This window comes from Vibrio sp. 10N.222.55.A1, from assembly GCF_041473835.1.
Classification (GTDB): domain Bacteria; phylum Pseudomonadota; class Gammaproteobacteria; order Enterobacterales; family Vibrionaceae; genus Vibrio; species Vibrio crassostreae_C.
This window is the reverse complement of the sequence record NZ_JBFRSX010000050.1, coordinates 1-18,215: the sequence shown is the minus strand read 5'-3', so window position 1 is coordinate 18,215 and position 18,215 is coordinate 1. Positions and strand designations below refer to the sequence as shown.

16 protein-coding genes and 1 riboswitch are annotated in these 18,215 nt (G+C 45.8%); of the genes, 8 read left to right on the top strand and 8 right to left on the bottom strand.

What is annotated here, in order from left to right; genetic code table 11:
- Positions 1-54: 54 nt before the first annotated feature.
- The gene (locus AB4493_RS15535) at positions 55-489 is read left to right on the top strand and encodes an Hsp20 family protein (protein ID WP_009848140.1); all 435 of its coding nucleotides are present in this window, start codon (positions 55-57) and stop codon (positions 487-489) included.
- A 106-nt stretch (positions 490-595) separates the two neighbouring features.
- Here the strand turns inward: AB4493_RS15535 and AB4493_RS15530 are convergent, their stop codons facing one another.
- The 4 genes from AB4493_RS15530 to glyQ form a co-directional block, all read right to left on the bottom strand.
- Positions 596-1,846, bottom strand: a complete 1,251-nt coding sequence (locus AB4493_RS15530; RefSeq protein ID WP_372155367.1) for a valine--pyruvate transaminase — start codon at positions 1,844-1,846, stop codon at positions 596-598.
- A 254-nt stretch (positions 1,847-2,100) separates the two neighbouring features.
- The gene (locus AB4493_RS15525; RefSeq protein ID WP_017058813.1) at positions 2,101-4,188 is read right to left on the bottom strand and encodes an alpha-amylase; all 2,088 of its coding nucleotides are present in this window, start codon (positions 4,186-4,188) and stop codon (positions 2,101-2,103) included.
- A 202-nt stretch (positions 4,189-4,390) separates the two neighbouring features.
- Complete coding sequence (gene glyS / locus AB4493_RS15520; RefSeq protein ID WP_017071788.1) at positions 4,391-6,457, bottom strand: glycine--tRNA ligase subunit beta; 2,067 nt, start codon at positions 6,455-6,457, stop codon at positions 4,391-4,393.
- Positions 6,458-6,459: 2 nt separating this feature from the next.
- Positions 6,460-7,377, bottom strand: a complete 918-nt coding sequence (gene glyQ, locus AB4493_RS15515) for a glycine--tRNA ligase subunit alpha (protein WP_017058815.1) — start codon at positions 7,375-7,377, stop codon at positions 6,460-6,462.
- A gap of 210 nt (positions 7,378-7,587) precedes the next feature.
- Positions 7,588-7,704: riboswitch (yybP-ykoY riboswitch) on the top strand.
- A 93-nt stretch (positions 7,705-7,797) separates the two neighbouring features.
- Here glyQ and AB4493_RS15510 point away from each other — a divergent pair.
- Entirely contained in the window at positions 7,798-8,355 is a 558-nt protein-coding gene (locus AB4493_RS15510; RefSeq protein ID WP_004739245.1) for a TMEM165/GDT1 family protein, read from the top strand.
- Positions 8,356-8,502: 147 nt separating this feature from the next.
- Positions 8,503-8,757, top strand: coding sequence for a hypothetical protein (locus tag AB4493_RS15505; RefSeq protein WP_017058818.1), 255 nt, complete (start codon positions 8,503-8,505; stop codon positions 8,755-8,757).
- An 83-nt stretch (positions 8,758-8,840) separates the two neighbouring features.
- Here the strand turns inward: AB4493_RS15505 and tusA are convergent, their stop codons facing one another.
- Complete coding sequence (gene tusA, locus AB4493_RS15500; protein ID WP_004736675.1) at positions 8,841-9,092, bottom strand: sulfurtransferase TusA; 252 nt, start codon at positions 9,090-9,092, stop codon at positions 8,841-8,843.
- Positions 9,093-9,241: 149 nt separating this feature from the next.
- Between tusA and AB4493_RS15495 the strand changes: the two genes are divergently transcribed.
- Both AB4493_RS15495 and AB4493_RS15490 read left to right on the top strand, forming a co-directional pair.
- Complete coding sequence (locus tag AB4493_RS15495) at positions 9,242-9,427, top strand: hypothetical protein (protein ID WP_004736674.1); 186 nt, start codon at positions 9,242-9,244, stop codon at positions 9,425-9,427.
- Between the two features lie 156 nt (positions 9,428-9,583).
- Entirely contained in the window at positions 9,584-10,525 is a 942-nt protein-coding gene (locus AB4493_RS15490) for a LysR family transcriptional regulator (RefSeq protein ID WP_004736673.1), read from the top strand.
- Positions 10,526-10,660: 135 nt separating this feature from the next.
- Here AB4493_RS15490 and AB4493_RS15485 read toward each other — a convergent pair whose 3' ends face one another.
- The 3 genes from AB4493_RS15485 to fadB all read right to left on the bottom strand — a co-directional run bounded on the left by AB4493_RS15485 (position 10,661) and on the right by fadB (position 15,245).
- Complete coding sequence (locus AB4493_RS15485) at positions 10,661-11,641, bottom strand: MDR family oxidoreductase (RefSeq protein WP_017058820.1); 981 nt, start codon at positions 11,639-11,641, stop codon at positions 10,661-10,663.
- A 242-nt stretch (positions 11,642-11,883) separates the two neighbouring features.
- On the bottom strand, positions 11,884-13,047 hold the full coding sequence (gene fadA, locus AB4493_RS15480; RefSeq protein WP_017058821.1) for an acetyl-CoA C-acyltransferase FadA: 1,164 nt from the start codon (positions 13,045-13,047) through the stop codon (positions 11,884-11,886).
- Between the two features lie 26 nt (positions 13,048-13,073).
- Positions 13,074-15,245, bottom strand: a complete 2,172-nt coding sequence (gene fadB / locus AB4493_RS15475) for a fatty acid oxidation complex subunit alpha FadB (protein WP_017058822.1) — start codon at positions 15,243-15,245, stop codon at positions 13,074-13,076.
- Positions 15,246-15,472: 227 nt separating this feature from the next.
- Between fadB and AB4493_RS15470 the strand changes: the two genes are divergently transcribed.
- The 3 genes from AB4493_RS15470 to hemG are packed head-to-tail and all read left to right on the top strand — an operon-like array spanning position 15,473 to position 18,126.
- Complete coding sequence (locus AB4493_RS15470) at positions 15,473-16,096, top strand: YigZ family protein (protein WP_004736669.1); 624 nt, start codon at positions 15,473-15,475, stop codon at positions 16,094-16,096.
- A gap of 34 nt (positions 16,097-16,130) precedes the next feature.
- On the top strand, positions 16,131-17,588 hold the full coding sequence (locus AB4493_RS15465; protein ID WP_008223210.1) for a TrkH family potassium uptake protein: 1,458 nt from the start codon (positions 16,131-16,133) through the stop codon (positions 17,586-17,588).
- A gap of 10 nt (positions 17,589-17,598) precedes the next feature.
- Complete coding sequence (gene hemG, locus AB4493_RS15460; protein WP_017058824.1) at positions 17,599-18,126, top strand: menaquinone-dependent protoporphyrinogen IX dehydrogenase; 528 nt, start codon at positions 17,599-17,601, stop codon at positions 18,124-18,126.
- Positions 18,127-18,215 lie beyond the last annotated feature (89 nt).

Here is an 18,215-nt window from a genome sequence, read left to right as displayed (position 1 = left end):
TAGATCCAAGTTAAATTCGCAGCTAAGACTATTGCTTACTAAAAGGATAGCATTATGAGAACTGTAGATTTCACTCCACTTTACCGCAACGCAATCGGCTTCGATCGTCTATTCAACATGATGGAAGCGAATACATCGAAGAACTCTTCTGGCGGTTACCCTCCATACAACATCGAGCAAAAAGACGAGAACAACTACCGTATTACTATGGCAGTCGCTGGTTTTGCTGATGACCAATTAGATCTGACTCAGAAAGAGAACATGCTAATTGTGAAAGGTGAGCGTAAAGCAGAAGCAGAGAAAACCTTCGTATACCAAGGTATCGCAGAGCGCGATTTCGAGCGTAAATTCCAACTGGCTGACTACGTAAAAGTGGTAGGTGCAAGCATGGAAAATGGTCTTCTTCACATCGACCTCGAACGCGAAATCCCAGAAGCGATGCAACCACGTAAGATTGCTATCAATGGTAATAGTCTACTAGAAGGCTAATTACTGTTAGCTCCTTAGAGCTAAAAAATATCGGGAAGTAAAAGTGAAAGAGCACCTAATGAGGTGCTCTTTTTGTATTTGACCTGCGGTAAGCTAAAAGCTCTTATTACTGCTCTGAGTAAGCCTTTTTCACTTCTTCAGCAATGATAGCAATGCCTTTCTGCATCGCCTCATCATCTTGTACGTAGTTCATGCGTAAGCACTGGTGAGCATGATCCCACTCGTCTTCTTGGCCGATAAAGAAGTATTCACCCGGAACAATCAATACGCCGCGAGCTTTAAGGCGGTCGTACAGTTCCATTGTGGTGATCGGCAGCTCATCAAACCATAGCCATAAGAAGATAGCGCCTTCAGGCTTGTGAATACGGAAGCGAGGGTCGTCGATAGCGTCTTGTAACAGTTCAACTGCACGTAGTGACTTATCTTTATAGAAAGGTTTGATTACCTCGCTACTTAAGCGCAGTAAATCGCCTTTTTCAATCATGTGATTGGCAATTGCAGGGCCAACACTGTTTGGCGCTAAGCTAATGATGCCATTCATGTTGGTCAATGCTTGTGTTACTTCTTCACTCGCAATTACGATACCGCAACGCACACCCGGCAAACCAAGCTTAGAAAGGCTCATGCACAGAATCGTATTTTCATTCCAGAACGGTTCGACATCTTCAAAGATGATGTTAGGAAACGGCAGGCCGTAAGCATTGTCGATCAGCAGTGGGATGTTGTTTTCACGCGCCAGTTTATCCAGTTTACGCACTTCTTCGTCGGTCAGTACGTTACCCGTTGGGTTGGTTGGACGAGATGCACAGATAGCCGCGACTGAGTCATCAACCTTTAGTTGTTCAAAATCAACGTGGTATTTAAACTGACGGTTTTCTAGCAGTTCGATCTCTGGGTGGTAAGAGATAAAAATATCGTCATCAATACCCGCGTCGCCGTAGCCGATGTATTCCGGTGCGATCGGCAGTAGGATTTTCTTATGTGAGCCGTCAGGCTGTTGGCCTGCTAGCAGGTTGAATAGGTAGAAGAAGCCACTTTGACTGCCATTAGTCAGGCTGATGTTCTTCTCGCTGATGTCCCAACCGTAGGTCTCTTTCAGAATTGCCGCTAACGATTTGATGAAGCTGTCTTTACCCTGCGGACCATCGTAGTTGGCGAGGGCGGCGATGAGTTCTCCACTGGCGAGCATGTCGGCACTGGCTTGGTTAAAGTAATCGAGCATGGCAGGGATAGCGGCTGGGTTGCCACCACCGAGCATGATAGCGCCAGGAGTGCGCAGGCCATCATTCAAATCATCCATTAAACGAGTGATTCCAGAGTATCGATTAAACTTTTCGCCAAACTTAGAGAACTGCATTACTAATTTTACCTAATTCATTGTGATTGCTTGTTACGTGTCATTAAGGCAGACCTTATGTCTGCCATCAGTGTATTCCTTGAACATACCGCAATGTTTTTGCGACGCATAGCGCCAAATGCTCTAACACGTAAAAAACTTCTATAAAGTTTGGTTAATGAGTGACAGCTTGCTTATTGAACGTACCTTTAGCGATAAAAAAAGGAGAAGCCTAAGCTTCCCCTTTAGTTTCTGGTGTTTATGTTAATGAAGGTTTAGTTCGAACCGGTATAAACGACTAATACCTTGTCATCTTGGTATTGGCGTTCGAACGCATAGTAGCCCTTGCTGTTACGGATGATGTGCTTACCCTGAGCAACGGCTGGGTGGCGTTGGCGGAATTGGCCAAGCGCTTGCCAGTGTTCTAGCAGCTCTGCACGTTCGCCAGTGATTTGATCCCAAGGCATGTCTGAGCGTGTGCCTTGCATTGGATCAGAACCCGTTGGGCCAAAGTCTCGGGCGATTTCATCGCCGTAATAGATCTGTACCGCACCGGGAGCCAGCATCAACGCGTTTGCAGCTTTGGTTTGTTTTGCAAAGTCACTGCCATGTTGTGTCCAGAATAGCGAGGTGTCGTGAGACGAAAGGTAACTCAGTACGTTGAACTCGCTGTCGTTGTTGATCTTCTCTGCGTATCGAAGGTAATCAGCATCAAGATCGGATAGGCACTTGAGCGCCTTTGGTGCGATATCACTCTGGAATTCAAAGTTGATGATCGAATCAAATCCGTTAGCGAAGTAATCTGATTTGACCACGCTGTGTGCCCATACTTCGCCAGTCATCCAGAAGGGTAAGTCATCCAAGGCCTTGTCTGGGTTGTTCTGTTTCCACTCGGCAAGTGCCTGGTTGGTGCTCTCTTTCAGTTCTGCCCATGCTTCGAGTTCAACGTGTTTAGCGGTATCGACCCTGAAACCATCGACACCATATTCGCGCACCCAATCCGATAACCAAGTGATTAAATGGTTACGAGGTGTTTTGAGTTCATCGGTCGCGCTGGTGGACTTATTGCGATAGAAATTAGGCAGCCCGATTGTCTCTGTCGACTCTGTTTTGAAATCGGGCAGATGCGCCAAAGACATGGTGAGGTTATTGTAGCCCGGAGAGTCATAGGCGCCGATATCGCTGCGTAGCCAAGCTTTGCCCCACCACTTTTCCCACGCTTCTTTGTCGCTGTAAGAGATGTAGTTGTTGAAGTAGTGCCAGTTCTGACCTTTGGCAGGTTGCCAATCTGTCCAGTTTTCGCCAAGTGTTTGTTTGGCTTCTTCGTCAGTTAGGTTGAGCTTACCAAAATCAAACTCTTGCATGTCGGCAAGCGTCGCATAGCCGGTGTGGTTCATTACCACATCCCAAACAACACGAATGCCTTTGCTATGCGCGGTATCGATGAAGGTTTTTAGCTCGTCTTCGGTGCCCATGTTGTCATCGAGCTTGGTCCAATCTTGATGGTAGTAGCCGTGGTAGCCGTAGTGTTTGAAGTCACCTCGATCACCGCCGCCAACCCAGCCGTGGATTTGCTCTAACGGAGACGTTATCCAGATAGCATTAGCACCGAGTGATTCTATGTAATCGAGTTTTTCGGTTAAGCCTGCCAAGTCACCACCGTGGAAGGTGCCGATTTCGTCTTGTCCATCTTGGCTGCGACCGTAACTGTTGTCGTTATCAGGATTACCATTGTGGAAACGGTCAGTCATTACGAAGTAAACCGTGGCGTTATCCCAACTAAAGTCAGCTTTGGTTTCTGGTTCTACTTTCTCAAGCAGCAGAACACCTTGGCTATTTTCTGCTGGCTGCATGGTGACGCTGCCATTCGTTACTGTGACTTGTTTGCCTGAAAGAGCGTCTCTAACCACGGTGCCATCATCAAAGGTTTGAGCAACGTCGATGATGGTTGGTTCGTCACTAGGAACCGGACAAGCAAAGCTTTGTACTTGTTGTTGCTTCGGCTTTATCTGAACGGTCAGTTCATTGGTTTGTGGGTTGAGCATAAACTGATAGGTGTTAGCGCGAAAGATCTTGATATCTAATTCAGACTTCTCGGCGCAGTCGTCTAGGCGAAGGGGTTTATTGAATTTGATGCGGTTTTCTTCAGCCAGCGCATAGTTGGTGCCACAGGTATTTTGAGTATCGCTGATAGAGAAGGTATAGCTACCTTTCGCGAGTTCCTGTTCTGCAATCACGGTGCCTTTACCGGATGATTCGAATACGACAGTGTCGTTATCAATTGTCAGTAATAGGTTGTTGTCACTGGTTTGGCTGCATGCGCTGAGTGCGAGTATTGAAAGCGCGAGTACTGTTTTTTTCATTGTTCCCTTCCCCTGAATAAACAGGTCAGTTATAGCAAACAATGCCCTCTACAGTCTGAGTGCTGTTTCATTCAGTTAATCAATAAGACATCTACAAACAAATGCTTGGTTCACAAAAACAAAAAGGGAAGCTTTCGCTTCCCTTTGGGTGTTTACCGTTAATTACTCAGAGTATGACTTAGAGTAATTGTCTCACTTGTGCTTATTTTTGCAGTAGAGAGATGTCAGCAATCTGTAGGAACAGGTTACGTAGGTTGTTCAGTAGCGTTAGACGGTTCTTCTTAAGCGCTTCGTCATCAGCCATAACCATTACGTTATCGAAGAATGCATCAACTGGTTCACGTAGATCAGCAAGCTTGCTTAGGGCTTCTTGGTAGTTACCTGTTGCGAATGCTGGTTCTAGTGCTTCCGTCATTACTTCAACGTTTTCAGCCAGTGCTTTCTCTGCGTCTTCTTGAAGAAGCGTTAGGTCGATTTCAGCTGGTAGCTCGCCATCGAATTTCGCAAGGATATTACCTACACGCTTGTTCGCTGCTGCTAGTGCTTCTGCTGCTTCCAGTTCACGGAAGTGAGAAACCGCTTTAACACGTTGGTCAAAGTCAGCAGGCTTAGTTGGACGACGTGCTAGTACCGCTTGGATGATATCAACGCTGAAACCAGCATCTTGGTACCATGCGCGGAAACGACCTAGCATGAAGTCGATAACGTCAGCTTCTACGTTTTTGTTAGTCAGCTTGTCGCCTAGTAGCTCTTTCGCTTTGCCGATCAGATCGGTTAGGTCTAGGTTGTAGCCGTTTTCAACGATGATACGTAGCACACCTAGAGACGCACGACGAAGTGCAAATGGGTCAGAACCTTTTGGTGCTTGGCCAATACCGAAGATACCTACGATAGTGTCTAGCTTGTCTGCCATTGCTACTGCTGAAGAGATACCAGTGCTTGGTAGATCGTCACCCGCGAAACGAGGCATGTATTGCTCGTAAAGTGCCAGTGCAACTTGCTCGTCTTCACCGTCGTGAGTCGCGTAGTGCATGCCCATCACACCTTGAGTATCCGTAAATTCGAATACCATAGAGGTCATTAGGTCACACTTAGCCAGTAGGCCAGCACGCTTAGACTTTTCAACGTCAGCATCGATTTGCTCAGCAATGTAGCCTGCAAGCTCTGTGATGCGGTCTGTTTTGTCTTTGATAGTACCCAATTGCTTCTGGAAGATAGCCTGGTCTAGTTCAGCAAGACGGTCGATAAGCGGGCGCTTACGGTCTGTGTTGAAGAAGAATTCAGCATCAGCAAGACGTGGGCGTACCACTTTCTCGTTACCTTCGATAACGTGACGAGGCTCTTTAGACTCGATGTTCGATACGAAGATGAAGTTCGGTAGTAGCTTCTTGTTGTCATCGTAAACAGGGAAGTACTTTTGGTCACCCTTCATGGTGTAAACCAAAGCTTCAGAAGGGACTTTTAGGAACTCTTCTTCAAACTTCGCTGTCAGTACTACTGGCCATTCAACCAGAGACGTTACTTCTTCAACAAGGTCATCTTCTAGGTCAGCTGTACCGCCAACCGCAGCTGCCGCTTTTTTCGAATCAGCAAGGATGATCGCTTTACGCGCTTCGTAATCTGCCATTACTTTACCGCGCTCTTCTAGGATCGCAGGGTATTGGTCAGCAGAGTCGATTGTGAACTCTTGTTCGCCCATGAAACGGTGGCCACGGATAGTACGAGCAGATGCTACGCCTAGGATTTCGCCTTCAACAAGCTCATCACCTAGTAGTACTGTCAGTGTTTTTACTGGACGGATAAATTGAATGTCTGAGTTACCCCAGCGCATTGCTTTAGGAATTGGTAGGCCAGCCAGTGCTTTCGCAGCAATGTCCATCACCAATTCTTGAACTGGTTTGCCAGCTACTTCTTGTTTGAAAAGAAGCCACTCGCCTTTGTCTGTTTTCAGACGGTCAGCTTGCTCAACAGTAATACCGTTACCACGAGCCCAACCTTGTGCCGCTTTGGTCGCGTTGCCTTCAGCATCGAACGCCACAGAAACAGCAGGGCCACGTTTCTCAACCACTTTGTCTGCTTGGCCTTCAGCCAGTGCAGTTACTTTAAGTGCTAGACGACGAGGTGCTGCGTACCACTTGATGCCTTCGTGAGAAAGCTCAGCCGTTTTAAGACCTGCTTCAAAGTTAGAAGCAAACGCTTCTGCTAGAGAACGAAGTGCTGTTGGTGGAAGCTCTTCCGTACCCAGTTCAATTAGAAAATTCTTCGCCATGATTATTTACCTTCCTTCTTACACATTGGGAAGCCAAGCGCTTCACGTGACGCGTAGTACGCTTCAGCAACTGATTTAGTCAGGTTGCGGATACGAAGGATGTAACGTTGACGCTCTGTTACAGAGATAGCTTTGCGCGCATCAAGGATGTTGAATGCGTGACCTGCTTTTAGAATGCGCTCGTAAGCTGGAAGCGGTAGTGGCTTCTCAAGCTCAAGTAGCTCTTTACACTCTTTCTCGCACTGGTCGAAGAAAGTGAATAGGAAATCTACGTCTGCGTGCTCGAAGTTGTACGTCGATTGCTCAACTTCGTTTTGGTGGAAGATGTCACCGTAAGTCACGTTAGAACCGTCTGGTGCTACGTTCCATACTAGGTCGTAAACAGAATCTACTTCCTGGATGTACATTGCTAGACGCTCGATACCGTAAGTGATCTCGCCAGTTACTGGCTTACACTCAAGGCCGCCAACCTGTTGGAAGTAAGTAAACTGAGTTACTTCCATGCCGTTTAGCCATACTTCCCAACCAAGGCCCCATGCGCCTAGTGTTGGGTTTTCCCAGTTATCTTCAACGAAGCGAATGTCGTGAACAAGTGGGTCAACACCAAGAACCTCTAGGGAGCCTAGGTACAACTCTTGGATATTGTCTGGCGATGGTTTTAGCGCTACTTGGAATTGGTAGTAGTGCTGCAGACGGTTCGGGTTTTCACCGTAACGGCCATCGGTCGGACGACGAGAAGGTTGAACGTAAGCTGTAGACATTGGCTCTGGGCCAAGTGCTCGTAGACATGTCATTGGGTGAGAGGTGCCTGCACCTACTTCCATATCTAGAGGTTGAACAATGGTACAACCGTTTTGAGCCCAGTAATCCTGCAGCGCGAGGATCATTCCCTGGAAGGTTTTGATATCGTATTTTTGCATAGTCAGGTTCGCGCGATTCTTTTAAATGAATGAGAAAAATAACCTCTGAGTATACCGAGATATTCGTAAAGCGAGTAGGGGTAATCTTGTTTAATTAGTGGTCTAAAATGTCGTTTAGTGGATTTTTGTGCCTTTAATGTTTGTTTTTCGGCACAAGTGGATATTTTGATAACTTTGACACTTGTGTTTGAAAGCATGGGCTATTAAAATCTCGCGGTCTTTGGGGAGTAGCTTACTTATTCATATCCTATTGAATGAGTTCGTTCGTCAACATAATTGATGCAAAATCATCATGGCGTTCGAGGCAACCACCACCTTGGTGGTGCTTAGCAAGACCATAGACAAGCATCGTGAACCGGGATGGGGCGCGAGGTTTGTCTTTGGTTAAATATAATAATCCCCATCCCAAATGAGCATGTCGTGAGCGTTTTAGCAATTTCAATTACAACTGTCGCCTTAGCCGAGATCGGTGATAAGACTCAGTTGCTATCTCTTTTATTAGCCAGTCGATATCGCAAGCCGATACCTATCATCGCAGCTATCTTCTTTGCCACCATTGCCAATCATGCCCTTGCAGCATGGCTCGGGGTCGTGGTTGCTGATTATCTTTCACCTGAAGTATTAAAGTGGGTGCTGGTGGTCAGTTTCATTGCGATGGCTGGCTGGATTTTGATTCCCGATAAGTTAGATGACGATGAACAGATCTCAAACCGAGGACCGTTTGTCGCCAGTTTTATCGCTTTCTTTATTGCTGAGATCGGCGATAAAACCCAAATTGCGACCTCTATCCTAGGGGCTCAATATGCGGATGCATTAGCGTGGGTGATTCTGGGTACAACCATTGGTATGTTGCTGGCAAATGTGCCTGTGGTGATCATCGGTAAGCTGTCTGCTGATAAGATGCCTCTTGATCTGATTCGTAAGATCACAGCCTTGCTATTCGTGGGTTTAGCTATCGCTGCTGCGTTTTACTCGTAAGTGTTTTGAGTCTTATTATACTCAATCAGTAGAGTAATGTGTTGTAGGTCATACTCTTACAGTATTGTGGGGTTTATCGAGCGAATGGACATATAACTGTCATACTTGTCATGATATTTTAATCTTGTGAGTTAAGAACACGAGGGCATGATTATGTTGACGCGTTATATGGGTATTACTCCACAAAGCCAAAGTTATCTATTTACTTTTGGTCTTGCACTTACACTGTTAGGCATGGTGTTGACGGACATGTGGCTGCCAATGGTCGCGGGTGCCATCATCATGACTGCACTTGCGGTAGAGGCTTGGATTCGGGTCGCGCATATTATTCCGATGCGCAAAGATATCCGAGAAATTCAGCATCAGCTGGAGCATCTGCAAAACAAATCTAGAAGCGAATAAACAAAAAGCCGCTCGTACTCTGAGTTCTGTTTAAGAACATAAGGTACGAGCGGCTTTTTTGATACTTGATAGTCGGTGGGGCGTTACGCCTCCAATCCCTTTCTGATCAAATACTGGTAAGGCAACGTTTCTGTCGCTTGACCTACCAACTGGTGATCCATGAATCGACAAAAACTCGGGATATCTCGAGTTGTCGAAGGATCGTCAGCTTTTACCAGTAACACATCGCCATCCTGCATGTTTCTAATTGTCTTCCTGACCATCATTACTGGTTCCGGGCAACGCAGGCCTTCAGCTTCTAAAGTATGGGTTGCCAGTTCAGGTTTGAATGTCATGGTTTGTATCTCTATATCTATCTAACGAGTGAATAATACGTCTGCAGAAAAAATATGCAATAAGTGCTTGGCAAACAGAATCATTTCCTATAACTTAGTTAACAAGTTGATAACAACTTGAAGCAAAGGCAACTAGCTAAGGAGTGGCGATGTTGACAGGATTAGATAGATTAACAATTTATTCGGTTCTCTGTTTTATTTCTTTTTGTGCGTTAGTACTACGCTCATCGACAGAGACCTCACTGATGCCTATTTTTGGCATAGTAGCAACGATTATTGGTATTTGGGTAGAGATGCGCCGTTGGCAAGGCATAGCCGAAGAGCAAGAGCACTAACCCGAATACAGCAAGCGAATTCCGATACGACAACATTCCGACACTATCCCCAAATTTTCTTGGGCTTCCCCGCGTAATTGCGGGATTTTTTTTATCTAAAGCATGCTATAAACAACTTAGTGACTAATGGCAAGCGTATACAGCTAGGTAAGTGGCGTGGAATTAGAAGACATCTATCGTAGAGACCTTAATTTATTGGTCGCTTTAAAGGTATTGATTGAAGAGGGCAGCGTAAGCCAGGCCGCGCTTCGTCTTAACTTAAGCCAATCCGCAACCAGTCGAGTATTAGGGCGTTTAAGAGAATTACTAAACGATCCGTTGTTTACACGTCAAGGTCAGCACCTTATTCCTACCAAGAAAGCACTCGAGATCAGTCAGCGTATTGATCAGCCTTTGGAGTCTTTTCGCCAATTGCTGAGTCCGAGTGACTTTGACCCTTACTATTGCAGCGAACGTTTTCTGATCGCTACCACCGATTATGCGATGCAAACCATCTTGCCTTATGCGTTGCCTAAGATTTATGAACAAGCACCCAATATCTCTTTGGAGTTTGCTCCGTTGCAGCATGAGCATTTGTTTAAACAGCTCAGCACCGAACGCGTTGATATGGCGATCTGTCGTCCGAGTGGCAGCATTGCACCACTTCATCAAGAAGTCTTGGGGCCGGTTGGTGTGTCGTGTCTGTTATCTAAAAACCATCCATTAGCCGATCAACCTTTAAGCCTTGAAGACTATGTTTCACTCCCACATGCGATGATTGCGATCAGTGATGGTGTTAAGGCTTTATTAGACAACGCGTTAGCCAATCAACAGCCTCGTAAAATGGTGTTGCGTGCTTATCACCTTGAAGCTGCATTGGCGATTGTTGATAGAATGCCGTTGGTGATTACTGTGCCTGCTGATTTGGCTTATTTGGTAGCAGAGCGTTATGACTTGGTTGTTAAGCCATTACCATTTGAATTTATGCCGTTTGATTACTCACTGATCTGGCACTCGCGTTGCGATTCTTCTGCTTCACAACAATGGTTAAGAAGAGTGGTAAAAGAAGAGTGTGGTGAGTTGATTCAAAAACGGATTGCGGATGTCGGTTTGGGTTAACCGGATCTGAGTCTGAGTTCACTTGACCCGAATGACAAAAACGCAAAAGGGCTGATAAAAATCAGCCCTTTGTTGTTTTGGGTTATCCAAGCCTAAAGCTGTTGCTTAAGGTTTGATAACTTTATGTTTGAGAGCCTATAGTTTAATGACTACGCGACCAGTGATTTGACCGTTAGTGATGTCTTCTGCTGCTTGAATTGCACCGTCTAAAGACACTTCTTTGGTTGCTTGAGCGTAGAAAGATTCTGGTAGTAGCTCAGCCAGTTGTTCCCACGCTTTAATACGTTTTTCACGAGGGCACATTACAGAATCAACACCTTGTAGGCGAACGTTACGCAGAATGAATGGCATTACCGTGGTTGGTAAGTCAAAACCGCCTGCTAGACCACACATCGCAACCGCACCGTTGTAATCAATTTGCGCCAATACTTTCGCAAGGACTTTGCTGCCTACCGTATCGATAGCGCCAGCCCACAGTTGTTTTTCTAGTGGCTTAGCTGGTTCTTCTAGTTCAGCACGCTCTACAATACGTGTCGCGCCTAGTGATTTAAGTAGTTCACCGTTTACAGAAGCACGGCCAGTCACTGCTGCCACTTTGTAGCCCAGTTGGTTTAGTAGAGTGATAGATACGCTACCTACACCGCCACTTGCGCCGGTAACTAGGATTTCACCGTCTTCAGGCTTGATGCCAGCATCGACAATAGCTTGAACACAAAGCATTGCTGTGAAGCCTGCTGTACCAATCGCCATTACTTTCTTAGCGTCTAGACCTTTAGGCATCGGCACTAACCAGTCACCGTTTAGGCTTGCTTTCTCAGCCATGCCGCCCCAGTGACCTTCACCAACACCCCAACCAGTTAGAACCACTTCGTCGCCTGCTTTGTAGCGAGGGTCATCAGATTGTGAAACCACACCAGAAAGGTCGATACCAGGAACCATAGGGAAGTTGCGAACAATGCGCCCTTTACCTGTAATCGCCAAACCATCTTTGTAGTTCAAAGAAGAGTAGCTAACATCAATCTTCACGTTACCTTCTGGTAATTGAGATTCTTCAATTTGAGAAACTGACGCGATAGTTTTTTTGTCTTCTTGGTTTAGTACAAGTGCTTTAAACATGATCTGCTCCGTGGAGGAATATTAGGAAACTGAAGTAACTTTAGTTGAATCATCCGAGAAAAAATAATGAAACATCAACATTGAATATATGCGTTTTGTGCATAGATGTCAGGGTTGGTTTTTCTCTCGTTGAGTTCGCTGAACACAATCGATGCATTGTTGGATGCCAAGCAATAAAAAGTGCAGCTATATAAATATAGCTGCACAAAAGATTACCCTTCAAATATTACAGTCAGTAAACGCTATGGGCGTTCAAATACCGTTGCAATACCTTGGCCTAAACCAATACACATAGTCGCCAAGCCGTATTTCACGTCTTGTGCTTCCATCAGGTTGATTAGCGTCGTCGAGATACGAGAACCAGAACAGCCTAGTGGGTGACCCAGAGCAATCGCACCGCCGTTAAGGTTTACTTTCTCGTCAACAACATCCAGTAGACCTAAGTCTTTAGCACAAGGTAGAGATTGAGCAGCAAACGCTTCGTTTAACTCAATCACACCCATGTCTTCAATGGTTAGTCCTGCACGTTTAAGTGCTTTTTGGGTTGCTGGTACTGGGCCGTAACCCATGATTGAAGGATCGCAGCCAGCGATAGCCATAGACTTCACGCGAGCGCGAATCTTAAGGCCAAGTGCGTTAGCTTTCTCTTCGCTCATGATAAGCATTGCAGAAGCACCATCAGACAGAGCTGATGAAGTACCTGCTGTTACTGTGCCGTTTGCTGGGTCAAATACCGGACGCAGCTGGGATAAGCCTTCAACTGTTGTCTCTGGGCGAATGACTTCGTCGTAATCCAGAGTGAACAGAGAACCGTCTGCAGCGTGAGCTTCGGTTGGCAGGATTTCATTTTTGAAACGACCTTCAACCGTAGCTGCTTGAGCGCGAGCATGTGAGCGTGCTGCGAATGCATCTTGGTCTTCACGGCTAATACCGTGCATTTTGCCTAACATCTCAGCGGTTAGCCCCATCATGCCGGCCGCTTTTGCTACGTGTTTTGACATGCCTGGGTGAAAATCAACACCATGGTTCATTGGTACGTGGCCCATGTGCTCCACACCACCAATCAGGCAGATTTCAGCATCACCAACCATGATAGAGCGAGTTGCATCATGCAAAGCTTGCATAGATGAACCACATAAACGGTTGACTGTTACAGCACCAATCTCAATCGGTAGACCAGCAAGCAAGGCAGCGTTACGTGCAACGTTGAAGCCTTGCTCTAGTGTTTGTTGTACGCAACCCCAGTAAATATCTTCAATTTCGACAGGGTTTACTTCTGGGTTGCGCTCTAAAATGCCTTTCATCAAATGTGCAGACAGATCTTCAGCACGAGTGTGACGGAAAGCTCCACCTTTGGAACGTCCCATTGGGGTGCGAAGGCAATCAACAACAACTACATTTTTCATTTTGCTATTCCTTTTCCAAATGTGGGTTACAGAGAACTGGCTTGTTGGCTGTCGTAAAAGCTTTCGCCCTTCGCTGCCATATCAAGCAATAGCTGAGGAACTTGGTACATTGCACCTAAGTCTTGGTAGCCTTTCGCCATTTCAACGAAGTTACCAATGCCCACACTGTCTAAGTAGCGGAATACGCCGCCTCTAAATGGAGGGAAGCCTAAACCGTAAACCAGTGCCATATCCGCTTCTTGCGGTGTCGCGATAATGCCTTCTTCTAGACAAAGCACCACTTCGTTGATCATTGGAATCATCACGCGCTGGATAATTGTTTGGTCATCAAAATCTTGTGGTGCTTGACATACGTCAGCCAAGATAGGAAGAATGTCTTCAGAGAAGGTCTTCTTCGGACGACCACGCTTGTCTACGCTGTATGTGTAGAAACCGCTACCGTTTTTCTGACCGTATTTTTCAGCAACGTAAAGTGCATCAATCGCATCACGACCTTCTTTGCCCATACGCTCTGGGAAACCTTGCGCCATCACAGCTTGTGCGTGGTGTGCAGTGTCTAGGCCTACAACGTCTAGTAAGTAAGCCGGGCCCATTGGCCAACCGAACTTGCGCTCCATCACTTTATCGATCTTAGTGAAATCAGCACCGTCGCGTAGCAACATGCTGAAACCGCCAAAGTAAGGGAAAAGTACACGGTTAACGAAGAAGCCTGGGCAGTCGTTAACAACGATTGGGGATTTACCCATCTTCGCTGCGTAAGCAACCACGCGATTGATGGTCTCTTCTGAAGTTTGTTCACCACGGATGATCTCAACCAAAGGCATGCGATGCACAGGGTTAAAGAAGTGCATGCCACAGAAGTTTTCTGGGCGCTTCAGTGATTTCGCTAGCAGGTTGATCGGAATTGTAGAGGTGTTTGATGTTAGAACCGTGTCTTCACCAACCAAACCTTCCACTTCGCTCAGTACTGCTGCTTTTACTTTCGGGTTTTCTACTACTGCTTCAACAATCACATCCGACTGTTCTACACCCGCGTAATGCAGGCTTGGAGTAATAGAAGACAGAATACCTGCCATCTTGAATCCATCTAAGCGACCGCGTGATAAGCGTTTATTCAACAGCTTAGATGCTTCGTTCATACCTAGATCAAGCGATGCTTGTGCGATGTCTTTCATCATCACTGGCACGCCTTTTAGAGCTGATTGGTAAGCAATACCGCCGCCCATGATACCTGCACCAAGTACGGCTGCACGCTCAGTTGCTTTGTTTGCTGACTTACCCGCTTGTTTCGCTAAGCCTTTGATGTACTGGTCATTCAGGAATAAGCCAACTAATGCTTTTGCTTCTTCCGATTTCGCTAGCTTAACGAAGTGCTTACGTTCGATGTCGAGTGCTGCATCGCGATTGCTGCGTGCTGCTTCTTCAATCGCAATCACAGAAGTAATCGGAGCTGGGTAGTGAGGCCCTGCTTTTTGAGCAACTAAGCCCTTCGCCATGGTAAAGCTCATCATCGCTTCGAGTTTGCTTAGTGAAAGCGCTGATGTCTTTTGTTTACGGCGTAGCTGCCAGTCTAATTTTTCATTAGCAGCCAGAGAAACGGTATTGATTGCCGATTCTAGTAACTGGTCTGTTTCAACAATCGCATCTAACAAGCCAACTTTAAGCGCTTCATCTGCACGGCATGCTTTGCCTTGCGTGATAATTTCCATTGCGCTGTCAGCACCGATAACACGAGGTAGGCGTACACAACCACCAAAACCAGGCATGATGCCAAGTTTGGTTTCAGGTAGGCCAATGCTGGTGGTCTTGTCACCGATACGGAAATCGGTAGCGAGTACACATTCACAGCCGCCGCCAAGGGCATGGCCACGCATCATTGAAAGAGTTGGGACAGGAAGGTCTTCGAGCTTGCTGAAGATTGAATTAGCGAATCTTAACCATTCATCAAGTTCTGCTTCTGGCTTAGCAAATAGGCCAAGAAATTCAGTGATGTCTGCGCCTACAATGAACGCGTCTTTGTTTGAAGTTAAGATTAAACCACGTAATCCTGCGTGAGCATTAAGAGCATCTAACGCTTTATCTAGTGATTCTAAAGTAGCAAGGTCGAGTTTGTTTACAGAGGCTGGTGCACAGAAGCTTAATTCCGCAATACCATCTTGTAATTCCTTTACCTGTAGGGTGTTAGCTTGGTAAATCATTGTCTATCTCCATGACATACAATCCACGATTGTTTGAGAGAATCTTGTTATCTTTCTATTATTGTAGAATACCTGGTAAGACCAGTTATCTTAGTCTGTACCTCTGCTTGATTAATTTCAATACATTTTTTAAACAATTGTTTAACATTGTGCGATAGCACAGATCCTCTAACCCTTATTATTCACGCGTGATACACTTCGTCGCTCTTATTAACTAAGTTAACGATATGAATGAACAGCCTTATTTAATACCTTCTGCGTCGGCTCTGTTTGAAGAAGAGATAAAAAAGAGCGTCTTTATTACGCATCTTGCTCATACTCCAAGTGTAGAAGCGGCTAAGCAGTTCGTTGAACAGGTAAAAAAAGAGCATTCTTCAGCGCGACATAACTGTTGGGGCTTTGCTGCAGGGCGACCTGAAGACTCGATGAAGTGGGGCTTTAGTGATGATGGCGAACCCTCGGGTACTGCTGGAAAGCCTATCTTGGCGCAACTGTCTGGTTCAGGTGTTGGCGAGTTAACGGCTGTAGTCACTCGCTATTCAGGCGGAATCAAGCTCGGTACTGGTGGTTTAGTTAAGGCTTATGGTGGTGGAGTACAACAAGCTCTCAAGCTGCTTCAAACTATCGAGAAAAAAATAACCACAAAATTACGGCTAGAGTTAGACTATGGCTTTGTGCCGATCGCACAATCCATCATGGCTCAGCATCAGGCTGTTGAGGTCCAAGCGGATTATGGTGTTCAAGTTGAGCTTATTATTGAAATAGAGCTCCTTCAGGTAGATTCGTTTACCCAAACCATGATCAATAAAAGCGGTGCTAAGGCACTGGTAACGAAAGTCAAAGACAACTAGGAAGTGTGAAGCATTTCGCTTCGTTCAATAGCTCATGCAATTTCGCTCAATTATTCGAATCGTCGGATTATTATTAGCACTTTTTAGTGTATCAATGCTTGCTCCTGCGCTCGTCGCACTGATCTATCGAGATGGTGCGGGTGTGCCATTTGTGACGACCTTCTTCGTTCTCTTATTCTGTGGAGCAACTTGCTGGTTTCCAAACCGACGTTATAAGCATGAATTGAAAGCGCGTGATGGCTTTTTGATTGTTGTTCTGTTTTGGACGGTAATCGGTAGTGCGGGTGCGCTGCCGTTTTTGATCGCCGATAACCCCAATGTGTCGGTAACCGATGCTTTCTTCGAATCCTTCTCTGCATTAACTACGACAGGTGCGACCGTAATTGTCGGCCTCGATGATCTGCCTAAGGCGATTCTTTTTTATCGTCAGTTCCTACAATGGTTTGGTGGTATGGGTATCATCGTATTAGCGGTAGCTATCCTCCCTGTTCTGGGTATCGGTGGTATGCAGTTATATCGTGCTGAAATCCCGGGTCCAGTAAAAGATAGCAAGATGACTCCGCGTATTGCTGAAACGGCAAAAGCGCTTTGGTACATCTACCTGAGCTTAACCATTGCTTGTGCAGTGGCGTTTTGGCTTGCTGGGATGAGCTTCTTTGATGCCATCAGTCATAGCTTCTCTACTATTGCGATTGGTGGCTTCTCGACTCACGATGCGAGCATGGGGTATTTCAATAGCCCTGCGATCAACATGATTACAGTTGTGTTCCTTCTTATATCCGCATGTAACTATTCGCTTCACTTTGCTGCATTTGCTTCAGGTGGTGTGCATCCTAAGTATTATTGGAAAGATCCTGAGTTCCGCGCCTTTATCTTTATTCAGGCAGTACTGTTCTTGGTTTGTTTCTTATTACTGCTCAATCATCACTCTTATGATTCGTACTACGATGCTTTCGACCAAGCCTTGTTCCAAACCGTGTCTATCTCTACGACCGCGGGTTTTACAACGACGGGTTTCTCAGAGTGGCCATTGTTCTTACCCGTACTGCTTTTGTTCTCTTCTTTTATAGGGGGATGTGCAGGTTCTACGGGTGGTGGTATGAAAGTGATTCGAATCTTACTACTTACTCTGCAAGGTGCTCGTGAAATGAAGCGTCTTGTTCACCCACGGGCTGTCTATACCATCAAGGTTGGCGGTTCTGCACTACCACAACGTGTTGTAGATGCGGTCTGGGGCTTCTTCTCTGCATACGCATTAGTGTTTGTGGTTTGTATGCTGGCTCTTATTGCAACTGGTATGGACGAGTTGAGTGCTTTCTCTGCGGTAGCGGCGACATTAAATAACCTTGGCCCGGGCCTTGGTGAAGTCGCGGTGCACTTTGGCGATGTGAACGACAAAGCAAAATGGGTACTTATCGTATCTATGCTGTTTGGCCGATTAGAAATCTTCACCTTATTAATCTTATTGACCCCTACGTTTTGGCGTAGCTAAGGACAACATTGTGGCAAAAGTTCTATTTTTGTATTCAAGCCGTGAAGGGCAGACCAAGAAAATCTTGAACTATATAAAAGAAGAAATGAGTGAGTTCGAATGTGAGCTTCAAGATCTGCACACTATTGGCAAGGTGGACTTTGCTCAGTACGACAGAGTGTTGATTGGCGCATCGATTCGTTATGGCCACCTTAATAAGAAGCTATATCAATTTATTGATGCCAACCTTACTCAGTTGCAATCAAGCAAGGTTGCGTTCTTCTGTGTTAACTTAACGGCGCGTAAAGAAGACCAAGGCAAAGATACACCAGAAGGCAGTGCGTATATTAAGAAGTTCCTTACCAAGTCTCCATGGCAGCCGACTTTAATCGGTGTATTTGCAGGTGCCCTCTATTACCCACGTTATAACTGGTTCGATAGAACCATGATCCGCTTTATTATGAATATGACAGGTGGTGAAACGGATACAACGAAGGAAGTTGAGTACACAAACTGGGAAAAAGTCTCTTTGTTCACTGAAAAACTGAAGAATATGTAAGATAAAAGCCTACTTTTGAGGCGTTTTGAGTTCTTTTTAATCGAACGAATAAAAAAACGAAAAAAACTTAAAAAAGGGCTTGCCAGTGT

Coding starts and splice junctions, on each gene's coding strand:
- AB4493_RS15535 (WP_009848140.1), top strand. CDS start 55: ATGAGAACTGTAGATTTCACTCCACTTTACCGCAACGCAATCGGCTTC.
- AB4493_RS15530 (WP_372155367.1), bottom strand. CDS start 1,846: ATGCAGTTCTCTAAGTTTGGCGAAAAGTTTAATCGATACTCTGGAATC.
- AB4493_RS15525 (WP_017058813.1), bottom strand. CDS start 4,188: ATGAAAAAAACAGTACTCGCGCTTTCAATACTCGCACTCAGCGCATGC.
- glyS (WP_017071788.1), bottom strand. CDS start 6,457: ATGGCGAAGAATTTTCTAATTGAACTGGGTACGGAAGAGCTTCCACCA.
- glyQ (WP_017058815.1), bottom strand. CDS start 7,377: ATGCAAAAATACGATATCAAAACCTTCCAGGGAATGATCCTCGCGCTG.
- AB4493_RS15505 (WP_017058818.1), top strand. CDS start 8,503: ATGATTATGTTGACGCGTTATATGGGTATTACTCCACAAAGCCAAAGT.
- tusA (WP_004736675.1), bottom strand. CDS start 9,092: ATGACATTCAAACCTGAACTGGCAACCCATACTTTAGAAGCTGAAGGC.
- AB4493_RS15495 (WP_004736674.1), top strand. CDS start 9,242: ATGTTGACAGGATTAGATAGATTAACAATTTATTCGGTTCTCTGTTTT.
- AB4493_RS15485 (WP_017058820.1), bottom strand. CDS start 11,641: ATGTTTAAAGCACTTGTACTAAACCAAGAAGACAAAAAAACTATCGCG.
- fadA (WP_017058821.1), bottom strand. CDS start 13,047: ATGAAAAATGTAGTTGTTGTTGATTGCCTTCGCACCCCAATGGGACGT.
- fadB (WP_017058822.1), bottom strand. CDS start 15,245: ATGATTTACCAAGCTAACACCCTACAGGTAAAGGAATTACAAGATGGT.
- AB4493_RS15470 (WP_004736669.1), top strand. CDS start 15,473: ATGAATGAACAGCCTTATTTAATACCTTCTGCGTCGGCTCTGTTTGAA.
- AB4493_RS15465 (WP_008223210.1), top strand. CDS start 16,131: ATGCAATTTCGCTCAATTATTCGAATCGTCGGATTATTATTAGCACTT.